The organism is Pseudomonas fluorescens, assembly GCF_902497875.1.
In the GTDB taxonomy this organism is placed as follows: domain Bacteria; phylum Pseudomonadota; class Gammaproteobacteria; order Pseudomonadales; family Pseudomonadaceae; genus Aquipseudomonas; species Aquipseudomonas fluorescens_BR.
In genome coordinates this window covers 1-13,769 of sequence record NZ_CABVHY010000045.1, presented here as the reverse complement: position 1 = coordinate 13,769, position 13,769 = coordinate 1, and the positions used below count along the sequence as shown (strand labels likewise).

The 13,769-nt window shown below is 59.2% G+C and carries 12 protein-coding genes and 1 riboswitch; of the genes, 6 read left to right on the top strand and 6 right to left on the bottom strand.

The features are described from left to right. Positions 1–39: 39 nt before the first annotated feature. Positions 40–489, bottom strand: coding sequence for a c-type cytochrome (locus F8N85_RS30605; protein WP_150807179.1), 450 nt, complete (start codon positions 487–489; stop codon positions 40–42). Positions 490–617: 128 nt separating this feature from the next. On the opposite strand from F8N85_RS30605, the gene F8N85_RS30600 reads away from it, so the two are divergent. Continuing rightward, on the top strand, positions 618–1,790 hold the full coding sequence (locus F8N85_RS30600; protein ID WP_150807178.1) for a murein transglycosylase A: 1,173 nt from the start codon (positions 618–620) through the stop codon (positions 1,788–1,790). Between the two features lie 146 nt (positions 1,791–1,936). Here the strand turns inward: F8N85_RS30600 and F8N85_RS30595 are convergent, their stop codons facing one another. Together F8N85_RS30595 and F8N85_RS30590 are read right to left on the bottom strand one after the other, a co-directional pair. Then, the gene (locus F8N85_RS30595; RefSeq protein ID WP_150807177.1) at positions 1,937–2,323 is read right to left on the bottom strand and encodes an MAPEG family protein; all 387 of its coding nucleotides are present in this window, start codon (positions 2,321–2,323) and stop codon (positions 1,937–1,939) included. Positions 2,324–2,359: 36 nt separating this feature from the next. Then, entirely contained in the window at positions 2,360–3,193 is an 834-nt protein-coding gene (locus tag F8N85_RS30590; protein ID WP_150807176.1) for an EamA family transporter, read from the bottom strand. A 196-nt stretch (positions 3,194–3,389) separates the two neighbouring features. Between F8N85_RS30590 and F8N85_RS30585 the strand changes: the two genes are divergently transcribed. After that, the gene (locus F8N85_RS30585; protein ID WP_150807175.1) at positions 3,390–4,559 is read left to right on the top strand and encodes an MFS transporter; all 1,170 of its coding nucleotides are present in this window, start codon (positions 3,390–3,392) and stop codon (positions 4,557–4,559) included. A 346-nt stretch (positions 4,560–4,905) separates the two neighbouring features. On the opposite strand, the gene F8N85_RS30580 is transcribed toward F8N85_RS30585, so the two are convergent. From F8N85_RS30580 to F8N85_RS30570, 3 genes are all read right to left on the bottom strand, one after another. Continuing rightward, positions 4,906–6,768, bottom strand: coding sequence for a DUF3857 domain-containing transglutaminase family protein (locus tag F8N85_RS30580; protein WP_150807174.1), 1,863 nt, complete (start codon positions 6,766–6,768; stop codon positions 4,906–4,908). Positions 6,769–6,898: 130 nt separating this feature from the next. Then, positions 6,899–7,744 carry a formate/nitrite transporter family protein gene (locus F8N85_RS30575; protein ID WP_150807173.1) on the bottom strand — a complete coding sequence of 282 codons (846 nt, stop codon included), beginning with the start codon at positions 7,742–7,744 and terminating at the stop codon, positions 6,899–6,901. A gap of 102 nt (positions 7,745–7,846) precedes the next feature. After that, positions 7,847–8,251 (bottom strand): acyl-CoA thioesterase, encoded by a 405-nt coding sequence (locus F8N85_RS30570; RefSeq protein WP_150807172.1) that lies wholly within the window; start codon positions 8,249–8,251, stop codon positions 7,847–7,849. A gap of 198 nt (positions 8,252–8,449) precedes the next feature. Continuing rightward, a riboswitch (S-adenosyl-L-homocysteine riboswitch) is annotated at positions 8,450–8,556 on the top strand. A 22-nt stretch (positions 8,557–8,578) separates the two neighbouring features. Between F8N85_RS30570 and F8N85_RS30565 the strand changes: the two genes are divergently transcribed. The 4 genes from F8N85_RS30565 to F8N85_RS30550 all read left to right on the top strand — a co-directional run. After that, on the top strand, positions 8,579–9,988 hold the full coding sequence (locus tag F8N85_RS30565; RefSeq protein ID WP_150807171.1) for an adenosylhomocysteinase: 1,410 nt from the start codon (positions 8,579–8,581) through the stop codon (positions 9,986–9,988). A gap of 127 nt (positions 9,989–10,115) precedes the next feature. Beyond that, positions 10,116–10,961 (top strand): methylenetetrahydrofolate reductase [NAD(P)H], encoded by an 846-nt coding sequence (gene metF / locus F8N85_RS30560; protein WP_150807170.1) that lies wholly within the window; start codon positions 10,116–10,118, stop codon positions 10,959–10,961. 192 nt (positions 10,962–11,153) lie between these two features. Continuing rightward, a complete protein-coding gene (locus F8N85_RS30555; RefSeq protein WP_150807169.1) occupies positions 11,154–11,969 on the top strand; it encodes a substrate-binding periplasmic protein in 816 nt (271 codons plus the stop codon). Between the two features lie 224 nt (positions 11,970–12,193). After that, the coding region (locus F8N85_RS30550) for a DEAD/DEAH box helicase (RefSeq protein WP_150807168.1) at positions 12,194–13,769 on the top strand (1,576 nt) is incomplete at its 3' end.

Sequence of the window (13,769 nt, the reverse complement as noted above, 5' to 3'; positions counted from 1 at the left end):
AAGCCCCCTCGCCACTGGGTTATCTATTGAGCTGCAAAATCAATGATCACGAAACTGTTTATGGCACGCACTACAGGCGTCTTCGACCTTCTGCACCGCAGGGCCCAGGTTACTGGCCTTGTAGGGCTGAACCTGGCTGGCGATCACCAATTCACCGGTGGCCGCTTCCAGGGTGCGGGCCAACTCTTGAAAGCGTGCCTGCTGCTGCCAGACATCGTCCTTGGCGCTGGTGTGGTCTTCTTCTCTGACCTGAGGAAAATGCTTCCACGGTTCATGGGACAAGCTATCCAGCTTCACCGCGCCCTCGGCAAAACGCGCTCCGTCGAAGGGAATTCGTTCGCGCAGCATGCCGCCCAGGTCTTCGCTGGTCTTGAGCATTTGTTTGAAGATCGCCTTGCGCTGACCCAGCGGAGAATTCGGGTCGACACCACCGCAGGCGGACAATGTCAGGCAGGCCAGCAATACAACTGAAAGTCTTTTAAAAGTCATGGGGGCTTCAGGTCACGGGAAACGGCGCCCAGTATCCTCGCGTCATCCGCAAAGACCAATAGCCCTATTAACAATACGGGTTGTTTGAGCGCCCTGAGCGCTTGGACAACCGGCAAAGGAAATACCGAATGAACAGTCATTTCAAGGCATGGCGTCGCAACCTGGCCTGGACCCTACCGATGGTCGCCCTGCTCGCCGGTTGCAACGGTGGCGACAGCACCAAGCCGGAAACACATGCCATTGCGACCTACGTCAGTGCGACCTGGGAAGCCCTGCCCGCCGTTTCCGATGAAGACTTGTTGGCCGGTTTCGGCTCCTGGCGCAGCGCCTGTACTCGACTCAAGGCCGACCCGATCTGGGCCACCACCTGCGCAGCGGCGGCCAATGTGCCGCAGACGGCTGGCGATGTCCGTGGTTTCCTCAGGGAACATCTGGATGTTTATGGCCTGCGCTCTGCCAATGGTAGCGGTAACGGTCTGATCACCGGCTATTACGAACCGGTGTATCCGGGCAGCCTGACCCAGACGGCGCAAGCCACAGTGCCCGTCTATGGCGTGCCCGAAGACATGATCATCGTCTCGCTCGACAGCATTTACCCAGAGCTCAAAGGCAAGCGCCTGCGCGGCCGGCTCGAAGGCCGGGTACTCAAACCCTATGACGACGCCGCAGCGATTGATGCCAAAGGCGTCAAGGCACCGGTCATTGCCTGGCTCACCGATCCGATGAACCTGCAATTTTTGCAGATCCAGGGTTCGGGGCGCATTCGGCTGGACGACGGCCGTCAGTTGCGCATCGGTTATGCCGATCAGAACGGCCACCCGTATCGGCCAATCGGTCGCTGGCTGGTCGATCAGGGCGAGCTGCAAAAAGAACAAGTGACCATGGGTACCATCAGCGCCTGGGCCAAGGCGAACCCGACACGGATACCCGAGTTGCTCGGCAGCAATCCCAGCTATGTGTTCTTCAATCGCAACCCCGACAGCAATGAAGGGCCGCGCGGCTCGCTGAACGTACCGCTGACCGCAGGTTACAGCGTCGCAGTGGACCGCAAGGTAATTCCACTGGGCAGCCTGTTATGGCTCTCGACCACCCGCCCCGACGGTACCGGGCTGGTACGTCCGGTGGCGGCACAGGACACTGGCGGCGCTATCGCCGGCGAAGTCCGTGCCGACCTGTTCTGGGGCACCGGCGATGCGGCGGGGCAATTGGCCGGAGACATGAAACAGCAGGGGCAGATCTGGATGCTGTGGCCCAAAGGCGCGGTATTGCCCAAAGTGCCGGATGCACCCTCTGCCCCATAGCAGCTGCCGAAGGCTGCGTTCGGCCGCGAAGCAGTCGTAAATCCAGGCGACTCAATCCACCTGGAAAATCGCAGGATGGTATTTGCGACCGCTTCGCGGCCGAACGCAGGCTGCGCCAGCTGCTACGAAAGCCGCGCGGCCGTTGCTCAAATCGACACAAAAAAGAAACTCGCAATCAGTGCCATACCCACAAACCACACCAGCGAACGCAAGACTGCCCAGTCCGCCAGATAACAAATGATGTAGAGCAAGCGGCTGGTGATAAAAAGCACCGCCAATACGTCGATGGTCACCAGCTCGGCATTTTCGCTGATGTACGAAATGATCACCGCCGCGGCAAACGCCGGGGTCACTTCGAAGCTGTTCAGCTGCGCAGAGTGAGCGCGCTTGGCGAAGCCTTCAAGATTGTCGAGAAAAGCCCGTGGATCATGGTTCTCCCGTAGCCCGAACCTACCGCCACTGAACTTGGCGACACTTGTGCACAGGTACGGAAGAAAAATAGCGATCAACACACACCAGAACGCGACGGTCATTGCAGATTCCTTTTTGGAGTTCTATTAAGGTCCGGCTTAAAACTTCATGACCAGCATGCCGATCAGCACCAGCCCACAGGCTAAGAGCCGCGGCCGGCCGAAAGGTTCTTTCAAGTAGCGCATCCCGAACAGCACCACCAGAATCACGCTGATCTCACGCAGCGCCGCTGCTTCGGCAATCGAGCCCAGCTGCATGGCCCATAGCACCAAAGCGTAGCTGAACAGCACACAGAATCCGACGCTCAGCCCCAGGCGCCATTGCTCGCGCCAGAACAACAGGAAAGCCGGACGCTTGCGCACCAGCGCCAGCAAGGGAAACGGCCAGGCGCTGAACAACGTCACCCACACCAGGTAATCCAGAGGGTGCGACCAGCGCCGCAAGGCTTGGCCATCGATGAAGGTGTAGCAGCCGATGCACAGGCCGATCAACGCCACCACCGGCAGCATCGACCACGGCAGGCGCTCGCCGCCGCCCCCTTGCCAGAGCAGGCAGAGCATGCCGAACGGGATCAGCAGAATGCCGAGGATCTGCTGGGTACTCAGCACCTCACCGGCAAAAATCAGGGTCAAGGCCAGCACCACTAACGGTGACAGCCCGCGCATCAGCGGATACACCAACCCCAGATCGCCAACCCGATAGGCCTGGATCAGCAGATAGCGATAGAGCAACTCAAACGCCGCCGAGGCCAGGATCCACGGCCAGATCTCAACCGGAGGCAGCGATACGAAAGGCAACATCAGCGCCACGAACAGCATCGCCACGCTGTCCATGCAAGCCACGACCAGCAACCGCTCGCCGCTGAATTTGATCAGGGTATTCCAGGCCGCGTGTAACAGCGCCGCCACCAACACCAGAGCCGTCGCAAGCACGGCATACTCCTTGTCCGGATTGAGAGAATTGATTCGCCATATGTCGGCAGCTGTTTATACTGCAACCGACCACGCCGCACTCAGTTGCGCACATACCAATTCCAATAATTTCTGCTGCTGCCCACTCCCATGGAGAAGGTAGCCGGCATGCGTATGCCTGATCAGAGCGTCAAGACTACAGACAGAGACCTTGCGCATGCCACTCGCTTTGCTTGCACTGGCTGTTGCCGCTTTCGGCATCGGCACCACTGAATTCGTCATCATGGGTTTGCTTCCCGACGTCGCCAGAGACCTTGGCGTGAGCATTCCCGACGCCGGCCTGTTGATCACCGGCTACGCCCTGGGCGTGGTGTTCGGCGCCCCCATCCTGGCGATTGGCACCGCCAATATGCCGCGCAAGGCCACCCTGCTGGGCATGACCTTGATGTTCATCCTCGGCAATATTCTGTGTGCCCTGGCTCCCAACTACGCCACCTTGATGGCCGCGCGGGTAATCACCGCGCTGTGTCATGGCGCGTTCTTCGGTATCGGCTCGGTGGTTGCGGCCGGGCTGGTGGCACCGAACAAACGGGCGCAGGCGATTGCCATGATGTTCACCGGCCTGACCCTGGCCAACGTGCTCGGCGTACCGCTGGGTACGGCTTTGGGCCAATACGCCGGCTGGCGCTCGACCTTCTGGGCGGTGTCGGTGATCGGTGTGATTGCGGCCATTGCCCAGTGGGTCTGGTTGCCGAAGCACATCGCCATGGACAAAGCCAACCTGGCCAGCGAGTTCAAAGTACTCGGCAAGGTCAATGTGTTGTTGGCGCTGGGCATGAGCGTGCTGGCGTCCACCAGCCTGTTCAGCGTCTTCACCTACATCGCGCCGATCCTGCAGGACATCACCGGCGTCAGCCCTCACGGCGTGACCATCATGTTGCTGTTGTTCGGCGTCGGCCTGACCGCCGGAAGCATGCTCGGCGGACGCCTGGCGGACAGTCGTTTGCTGCCATCATTGGTCGGCATGGCATTGGCGGTGGTGATCGTTCTGGCCGCGTTCAGCCAGACCAGCCACTCGGTGATTCCGGCGGCAATCACCCTGCTGCTGTGGGGAGTGTTCGCCTTCGCCCTGTGCCCGATCCTGCAACTGCTGATCATCGACCAGGCCCATGAAGCACCGAACCTTGGCTCGACCCTGAACCAGAGCGCGTTCAACCTCGGCAATGCCGCGGGTGCCTGGATCGGTGGCCTGGTAGTCGCCAGCGGCGCCGACCTCGCCGACCTGCCATGGACCGGCGCGCTGGTCGGCGGCCTGACCGTGGGCACAGCGCTGTTCTTCATCTATCTGCAGCGTCGTGAGACTGCTGCGGTCAATGTCTGCGGCTGAGGCTCTGGCCCGCATCGCGGCCTAAGCCGCTTTCGCGGGCAAGCCCCAATGCCGGTCAGTTAAGGACTTTGAGACGAACATCGCACCTGTGGCGAGGGAGCTTGCTCCCGCTCGGCCGCGAAGCGGTCGTAAATCCTGCGCATGCGGTGTGCCTGGCAGAAACGGCTCGCAGGTTTTAGGGCCGCTGCGCGCCCCAGCGGGAGCAAGCTCCCTCGCCACAATTAATCACCAGTCGATGGATTTCCGTTAACTGACCGGCATTGGAGCAAGCCCGCTCCCCCAGTAGATCGCTTGCGCGTACAAAAAAGGTTTACTCAACACCGGATCCGCAGTCCGCCCTATCAAACTAAAGCGCCTGAACAATAATCTGACTTTTCAAATCATTAACCATCGCATCGATCGCCGGTTTCATCGCTATGAAATCCTCAGGACTGCACAAAGCACTCGGGTGATTAAAGGTAAAGCGACGATGCACGACGACGGCATTGGCTTCTTTCACATAGGTCGAGGTGTAATCGAAGCTGGCATGACGCAATGTGACCGGCCTAGGGGTGGCGAGAATGCCGACGTCCGCGGGGAACTCGAATCGCGCCTGCTCTTCAGTCACGCCGGAGATACAGGTGAAAGCCTGCAATCGCTCATTTTCCATGGCGAAACCAAACACGTTCTGCGCGATGCCGCCGGCGAAGCTGCTCAGCGTTGGAACGCCAATGGGGCCCGGCAGATTGACCAGGTTTTCGGTACGGCCTGCCATTTTTATCTCAAAGTCGTTTGCGTTACCTTCCAGCGCTCCGGTCTCCAGCTTGCCGCTGCCCGTCTGGCCATAAGCTGTGAGCATTTGCTGGACTATCAAGTCCCGGTCTGTCGGCTTCATGGATTTGAGGACGTATCGATTAAATTCCGCAGCCCATCCTTCTACGTTGGACGCGTGCGTGAAGTCTGCTGCACCCGTCGACCCAACCTTGAAGACCGTTGTGTTTTCGACTTTGCCTTCCTGCGTAAACGGTGTGCGCCCCAGCTCGCCGGACTTGGTGAGGACCACCGGCTTATCAAGTTCAGGAATCGGCAAATAACCGCCCGCGATTTCTGCTGCGGTTGAGTCCAGGTACAGGTCGAGGCTTGGAATATAGGTGATGACGTGATCGAGTAAGCCAAGGGTTGGAACCTTGGGTAGAACATAGGCATTCCCGGCATTGATCAAGGCGGGCGAACTCTCGATCGCCACCGCCGCCAACAGCGCCTCCAACAAGGCGACGTGATCCTTACAGTCCCCATAACGATTGGCCAGAATGGTCTCGACGGAATGAGGAACGACGCCGCCGGCACCAATGTAGACGGCGACATAACGAATGTTCTTGCGCACCCAATCACTCAGCGCAATCGCCTTGGCCCGCGGACTGTCAAGATGGGCGGTGAGGGTGGTTGCCAGCTCGATGACCTCGGGCGTTACCTTGCTCTGGGCCCGGGCATCGTAGGCCTGTGCAAAAGCATTGAAGTTGGCGAAGGTCGAAACCGCCAGATACCGGCCATAGTCCAGGTAAGAAACCGCGCCTTGCTCAATACGGGCATTGTTCCCTGAAACATAGTCCCACCGATAGATTTTGCGTCCTGGCGCAGCGGTCGGGCTGGTCGCCGCGAAGCCCTTGGCATCGGCATACAACGGCATGCTTTCCGGCAGGTCGTAAACAAGGGTGAACTGCTGGGTAGGATGAAACGCCGGAAAGGAAAGGTCCTCGAAGTGTTCGGGGAACAATGCGATTGTGCGGTGTTTTTTATATTGAAGGACCAACCGGTCGCCAACGGCGACCTCTGGAAATATCACGACCTTGACCAGCGTGTCCTGAAACATTGGCGCATTTGAAGACTGGCGCTCTTGCTGCTCCTTGATCTGGTCAGCCTTGACCAACACCTTCCGGCCATCCGGCTTCTGGGTGTAGGCCTCGACCACGTCCAGGGTTTCCAGCGTGCGGTTGTAGCTCAATGAGCGTTGCGCTTGCGCCTTGATGGCACGCTCTTCGTTGAGGAGCATTACCGAGTCGTGGGTCAAGAGGAAGCTGCCATCGGCATTGATGACATTGGTTTGAATCTCTTTCTCGATTGTGACCGACAGATCGGTGCCGTCATCCTTGGCGTGCGCTGTATTCAGCGCCAAAAGAAACACCAGCAAGCTGCTTATCAAGCGCGCAGGAAAGAAACCAGGCAACTGCATAAAGATCCTTCTTTTTTGAATGGGACACATTCGCACCATACAGCAGCCCCATTCCTGACGCGATCCACTCCAACTAAAAAATCCCTGTTTTCAGTCGCTTACAACTAAACCACAACAGTCCTACCGGAACCTACTCCTTCGGCGCACCACCACTCTCACTACGAACCTGCGCATGGCTGATCAAGGCAAAGATAAAGCTGCCTCCGATGATATTCCCGGCCAGCGTCGGGCCGGCGAAGATCAGCCAGAAGTCCTTCCACGGCAACTCGCCGGCGAATACCAGATAGGACACCTCGACCGTACCGGCGACGATATGGGTGAAATCCCCCAAGGCCATGAGGTAGGTGATGAGGATGATGATCCACATCTTGGCGCTTTCCATGGACGGGATCATCCAGACCATGGTGGCGATCATCCAGCCGGAAACGATGCCTTTGGCGAACATCTGGCTGGGGTGGTTTTCCATGATCTTGCGGCCGATGTCGAGGAAGGCCAGATCGGTCTTGCGGTCGAATATCGGCAAATGCAGCATGACGTAGGCCACCAGCAAGGTGCCGACGAGGTTGCCGAACAGCACCACGCCCCATAAACGAAGCAATCGGCCGAAGTTGCCCAGCGTCGGCTTGCTCATGATCGGCAGGACGGCGGTCAGGGTGTTTTCGGTAAACAGTTGCTGGCGGGCGAGGATCACCGCGAGAAAGCCTGCGCAGTAACCGAAGCTGGCGATCACCTTGAAGCCTTCGCCGTCCGGCAGGCGCGAGTTGAGCAGCCCCATGGCCATCAACGACAGGCCCATGGTCAAGCCGGCGGCCAGCGCCGACCACCACAACGCCGCGACGCTGCGTTCCAGTTCCTTATTGCCCTGGGTGCGGATGATTTCATGCAGCACCGCCGCGCGCGGTGGCTGGCTCTTGTCGACCTCGTGCTGCTCCTTGGCGGAGAGGTCGGGGGTCTTGCCTTCTTTTTGCGTGTCCATGGAGCTCCTGAACGATGGGCGTGTCATGTAAGTACGACACGCGCAGGTCAGGGCTGTTCAGTTCTCGCATGCATAGAGAACCTTTGTGGCGAGGGACCGCGATTACCCGTCGATCCCGTCATCCTTGAACTGGTCCTTCACATATTGGATCTCGGTCCGTCCATGGGCGGCGGGCAAACCGTCTTCTCCCAGATTGACGAAGACCATTCTTTCGACCGTGAGGATACTTTTGCGGGTGATCTTGTTGCGCACTTCGCAGGTCAGGGTGATCGAGGTTCGACCGAATTCGGTGGCGGTGATGCCCAGTTCGATGATGTCGCCCTGACGCGAGGCGCTGACGAAGTTGATTTCGGAAATGTACTTGGTGACCACGCGCTGGTTACCCAGCTGGACGATGGCGTAGATCGCCGCTTCTTCGTCGATCCAGCGCAACAGACTGCCGCCGAACAGCGTGCCATTGGGGTTGAGGTCTTCGGGTTTTACCCATTTGCGGGTGTGGAAATTCATGCTCACTCCTGACCGTCTTGCCGATTGATGGGACTGATAATGGCAGACCTCATCCATTAGCTCTATTAAGCAACGCCTATGGCCTCGATTACCGTTCGGACATCGGTCGACAGAAACCCTTGGGAAGTCCCGCGCACACAGCTATAATCGCCACCGTTTCAAAACGGTAACGTTCACTTGATACCGTTTTCCCGCCACCTGTCCGAGGGGCGCTGCAGCAGGCTCGACCTGTCAGGCTCGGATGGGGCGTTGTCCGACCAGGATGATCCGGTCAGACCTTAAACGCACAACGGCGCCCATTCGCATCTCTACGAATGGAGGCTCTTCATGAGCGCTGTAATCACGCCTGCAGATTTTAACGACTTCAAAGTCGCCGACATGTCCCTGGCTGCCTGGGGTCGTCGCGAAACCATCATCGCCGAATCGGAAATGCCGGCCCTGATGGGTCTGCGTCGCAAGTACGCTGGCGAGCAACCGCTCAAGGGCGCGAAAATTCTCGGCTGCATCCACATGACCATTCAGACTGCCGTGCTGATCGAAACCCTGGTTGCCCTGGGTGCCGAAGTGCGCTGGTCGTCCTGCAACATTTTCTCGACTCAGGACCAGGCCGCTGCCGCTATCGCTGCTGCCGGTATCGCGGTTTTCGCCTGGAAAGGCGAGACTGAACAAGAGTACGAGTGGTGCCTGGAGCAGACCATCCTCAAAGATGGCCAGCCTTGGGACGCCAACATGGTCCTCGACGACGGCGGCGACCTGACCGAACTGCTGCACAAGAAATACCCGGCGATCCTGGACAAAGTCCACGGCGTTACCGAAGAGACCACTACCGGCGTTCACCGCCTGCTGGACATGCTGGCCAAGGGCGAGCTGAAAATCCCGGCCATCAACGTCAACGACTCGGTCACCAAGAGCAAGAACGACAACAAGTACGGCTGCCGTCACAGTCTGAACGATGCGATCAAGCGCGGCACCGACCACCTGTTGTCCGGCAAACAAGCGCTGGTCATCGGCTACGGCGACGTGGGCAAGGGCTCTTCGCAGTCCCTGCGTCAGGAAGGCATGATTGTTAAAGTCTCCGAAGTTGACCCGATCTGCGCCATGCAGGCCTGCATGGACGGCTTCGAACTGGTTTCGCCGTTCATCGACGGGATCAACGACGGCACCGAAGCGAGCATCGACAAAGCACTGCTGGGCAAGATCGACTTGATCGTGACCACCACCGGCAACGTCAATGTTTGCGACTCGAACATGCTCAAAGCCCTGAAGAAGCGCGCGGTTGTCTGCAACATCGGCCACTTTGACAATGAAATCGACACTGCTTTCATGCGCAAGAACTGGGCATGGGAAGAAGTGAAGCCACAGGTTCACAAAGTTCACCGTACTGGCGCGGGCGATTTCGACCCACAAAACGACGACTACCTGATCCTGCTGGCCGAAGGCCGTCTGGTTAACCTGGGCAACGCCACTGGCCACCCAAGCCGGATCATGGACGGCTCGTTCGCCAACCAGGTACTGGCGCAGATCTTCCTGTTCGGCCAGAAGTACGCCGACCTGTCGCCCGCCCAGAAAGCCGAGCGCCTGACGGTTGAAGTACTGCCGAAGAAACTCGACGAAGAAGTGGCCCTGGAAATGGTCCGCGGTTTCGGCGGCGTGGTCACTCAATTGACCAAGCAACAGGCTGACTACATCGGCGTAACCGTCGAAGGCCCGTTCAAGCCGCACGCTTACCGTTACTGATCCATACGCGATCCCGCGCGTAGGAGCTGCAAAGGCTGCGATTTTTTAAAGATCAAAAGATCGCAGCCTTCGGCAGCTCCTACGTGGGGGCAAAGCGTCCGGTTTTCGAGTTTCCAAGGATACGACCATGTCCCAAGACCGTCGCTACAGCTTCGAGTTCTTCCCGACCAAGACCGATGCTGGGCATGAAAAGCTCCTCGCCACTGCCCGTCAGCTGGCCAGTTACAACCCCGATTTCTTCTCCTGCACCTATGGCGCGGGCGGCTCCACCCGTGATCGCACGATGAATACCGTGTTGCAGCTGGAGAACGAAGTAAAGATTCCTGCGGCGCCGCATATGTCCTGCGTTGGCGACAGCAAAGGCGATCTGCGCAGCCTGTTGAGTCAGTACAAGGATGCGGGCATCACCCGCATCGTCGCCCTGCGCGGTGACCTGCCTTCGGGCATGGGCATGGCCAGCGGTGAAATGCGCCACGCCAATGACCTGGTGAGCTTCATTCGTGAAGAGACCGGCAACCACTTCCACATCGAAGTCGCCGCTTACCCGGAAATGCACCCGCAAGCGCGTAATTTCGAAGAGGATCTAATCAACTTCGTGCGCAAGGCCAACGCTGGCGCCGACAGTGCGATCACCCAGTACTTCTTCAACGCCGACAGCTACTTCTATTTCGTCGAGCGTGTACGGGCGATGGGCGTGAGCATCCCGATCGTGCCCGGCATCATGCCGATCACCAACTACAGCAAACTGGCGCGGTTCTCCGATGCCTGCGGCGCGGAAATCCCACGCTGGATCCGCAAGCAGCTGGAAGCCTACGGCGATGACACCCAGAGCATTCAAGCATTCGGCGAGCAGGTCATCACGCAAATGTGCGAACGTTTGCTGCAAGGCGGCGCACCCGGGTTGCACTTCTACACCCTGAATCAGGCCGAACCTAGCCTGGCAGTGTGGAACAACCTGAAGCTGCCACGTTGAAGCAGCAACAAGCTTCAAGCTGAAAGCTACAAGCAAGATCAAAAGATCGCAGCCTGCGGCAGCTCCTACGCGGTGGTTCATGTTCCTCTGTAGGAGCTGCCGAAGGCTGCGATCCTTTGCTTTTAGCGCCCGAACCAGAGCTCCCGGATCCAGTTTCTGGCTCTTTACGGTTTCTCGTCGTAATCTCAAGCCATGCCTCTTATCGCCCAGCTTCTGACCGTCCTTCTTTTTTCTTGCCTGAGCGTTGCAGCCCGGGGCGAGAAGCTGCGCATTGTCACCGAACCCTGGGCACCTTATGTGTATGAGGAGAATGGCCAGGCTCGGGGTCTGGATTACGAAACCACAGCGATTGTCTTCCAGCGCCTGGGGATCGAAGTGGAGTGGCAGTTTCTGCCCTGGAAGCGTTGTCTGGCCATGCTCGAACAAGGCCAGGCCGACGGCGTCCTGGATATATTCCACAGCAACGAGCGCGACAGCACACTGCTTTATCCCAGCGAACCCCTGTCGCAGGTGGATTTCGTGTTGTTCTACGCCAATGAGCGACCTCACCTCTTTCGCACCCTTGAGGACTTGCGCGGGCTGACCGTCGGAACCTCGCCAGGTTATCTGTACAGCCAGGACTTCAGCGAATCGCCGTTGTTCCAGCGCGAGCCCGCCCCCAGCCATGAAGCCAACTTCGGCAAACTGGTGCGCGGGCGAATCGACCTGTTGATTACTGATCGCCGGGTTGGCCAGTATTTGCTCAATGAACTGAAACTACGCGACCAGATCAGCGAAAACCCGACAGTGATCAGCAGCAATAGCCAGTTTCTGGCACTGCGGCGCAATGCCGGGATGGATTTGCTGGTGCAACGTTTCGGCGCCGAACTCAAGCGCTTCAAGCGGGAACCGGGCTACGCCGCGCTCAGCGCCCAGTATGCCGGCAACGAGACCATCGCGGCCCAGCAAGCGACACCTTCAACCAACCCTAAAAAAACCGTTGAGCAGCAGGAAAGCAGCGCGCAGTGATTGCTCTGTTATACTCCGGCCTTCCCGCCAGGCTCACGCCCGGACGCTCGGTCTTGTAAAAGGCATCTCGACACCGCTACAGCGCAGCCCCAGGCCCGCGCGAGCGCTTTCAGATGAGCCTTCAAAGCCCAGCAGGACCGGACGGGATTGCGTCCTCTTAAACGCCATTCGCGCCAGGCAAGACTATCCCTTTGGGCCAAGCCCTAACTAAAACAGGATTACTCATGTCCTTTGCTTCCCTCGGTCTCTCCGAGGCTTTAGTCCGCGCCATCGAGGCAGCGGGCTATACCGAGCCTACTCCGGTGCAACAGCGGGCCATTCCCGCCGTGTTGCAAGGTCGCGACTTGATGGTCGCGGCACAGACAGGTACTGGTAAAACCGGCGGCTTCGCCCTTCCGATTCTGGAGCGGTTGTTCCCCAACGGTCACCCGGACAAATCCCAGCGTCACGGCCCGCGCCAACCGCGCGTACTGGTCCTGACCCCGACTCGCGAACTCGCGGCCCAGGTCCATGAAAGCTTCAAGGTCTATGCCCGCGACTTGAAGTTCGTCAGCGCCTGCATCTTCGGTGGCGTCGGCATGAACCCACAGGTTCAGGCCATGTCCCGCGGCGTTGACGTGCTGGTGGCCTGCCCTGGCCGCTTGCTCGACCTCGCCGGCCAAGGCAGCGTCGACCTGTCCCACGTGGAAATTCTCGTGCTGGACGAAGCCGACCGGATGCTCGACATGGGCTTCGTCCATGACGTGAAAAAGGTCCTGGCCCGTTTGCCGGCCAAGCGTCAGAACCTGCTGTTCTCCGCGACCTTCTCCAACGACATCACCGCTTTGGCCGGGAAGTTGTTGCACAACCCGGAACGCATCGAAGTCACGCCACCGAACACCACGGTCGAGCGTATCGAGCAACGAGTGTTCCGCCTGGCGGCCAGCCACAAGCGTTCATTGCTGGCTCACCTGATTACTGCCGGCGCCTGGGAACAGGTCCTGGTTTTCACCCGCACCAAGCACGGCGCCAACCGCCTGGCCGAGTATCTGGACAAGCACGGCCTCACCGCCGTTGCCATCCACGGTAACAAGAGCCAGAACGCCCGAACCAAAGCCCTGGCCGACTTCAAGGCCGGCGAAGTGCGGATCCTGGTTGCCACCGATATCGCCGCCCGCGGCCTGGATATCGACCAGTTGCCACACGTGGTCAACTTCGAGCTGCCGAACGTCGACGAAGACTATGTGCACCGGATCGGCCGTACTGGCCGCGCCGGTCGTTCGGGCGAGGCGATCTCGCTGGTGGCTCCGGATGAAGAAAAACTGCTGAAAAGCATCGAGCGCATGACCAAGCAGAAAATCGCCGATGGCGACCTGATGGGTTTTGACTCCAGTGCCGTAGAAGCCGAGAAACCTGAAGTCCGTGAGCGTCCAGATGTGCGTAACCCGCGCAATACTCCGCGCGGTCCACGTGGTGACGGTCCGAACGGCAGCGGTGGTGGCGGCGGTCGTAAAGACAAGGGCAAGGACAAGGGCGGCAAAGAGAAGCCGGCGGCCGCAGCTCGCTCCGACCGTCCTGCTCGCGAGCAGAAGCCACGTGAAGGCACTCCGGCTCGCGAACAGCGTCAGCCGGCTCCACGCGCAGCCTCCGATCGTGCGCCAGACGAGTTTCTCGACGACGACGTTGATAACTTCGGTAATCGCGTCGATTACGTTCCGCAGCAAAAGGCACCTCAGGGCCGTGGTCGCCGTCCAGGCGCTCCGGCGCAGGGCGCTACTGCAGGCGCCGGCACACCGCCGCGCGGCGGTGGCGCGGCTCGTC

Excerpts from the sequence above, each read along its gene's own strand:
- F8N85_RS30605 (WP_150807179.1), bottom strand. The coding sequence starts at position 489 with ATGACTTTTAAAAGACTTTCAGTTGTATTGCTGGCCTGCCTGACATTG.
- F8N85_RS30600 (WP_150807178.1), top strand. The coding sequence starts at position 618 with ATGAACAGTCATTTCAAGGCATGGCGTCGCAACCTGGCCTGGACCCTA.
- F8N85_RS30595 (WP_150807177.1), bottom strand. The coding sequence starts at position 2,323 with ATGACCGTCGCGTTCTGGTGTGTGTTGATCGCTATTTTTCTTCCGTAC.
- F8N85_RS30585 (WP_150807175.1), top strand. The coding sequence starts at position 3,390 with ATGCCACTCGCTTTGCTTGCACTGGCTGTTGCCGCTTTCGGCATCGGC.
- F8N85_RS30580 (WP_150807174.1), bottom strand. The coding sequence starts at position 6,768 with ATGCAGTTGCCTGGTTTCTTTCCTGCGCGCTTGATAAGCAGCTTGCTG.
- F8N85_RS30575 (WP_150807173.1), bottom strand. The coding sequence starts at position 7,744 with ATGGACACGCAAAAAGAAGGCAAGACCCCCGACCTCTCCGCCAAGGAG.
- F8N85_RS30570 (WP_150807172.1), bottom strand. The coding sequence starts at position 8,251 with ATGAATTTCCACACCCGCAAATGGGTAAAACCCGAAGACCTCAACCCC.
- F8N85_RS30565 (WP_150807171.1), top strand. The coding sequence starts at position 8,579 with ATGAGCGCTGTAATCACGCCTGCAGATTTTAACGACTTCAAAGTCGCC.
- metF (WP_150807170.1), top strand. The coding sequence starts at position 10,116 with ATGTCCCAAGACCGTCGCTACAGCTTCGAGTTCTTCCCGACCAAGACC.
- F8N85_RS30555 (WP_150807169.1), top strand. The coding sequence starts at position 11,154 with ATGCCTCTTATCGCCCAGCTTCTGACCGTCCTTCTTTTTTCTTGCCTG.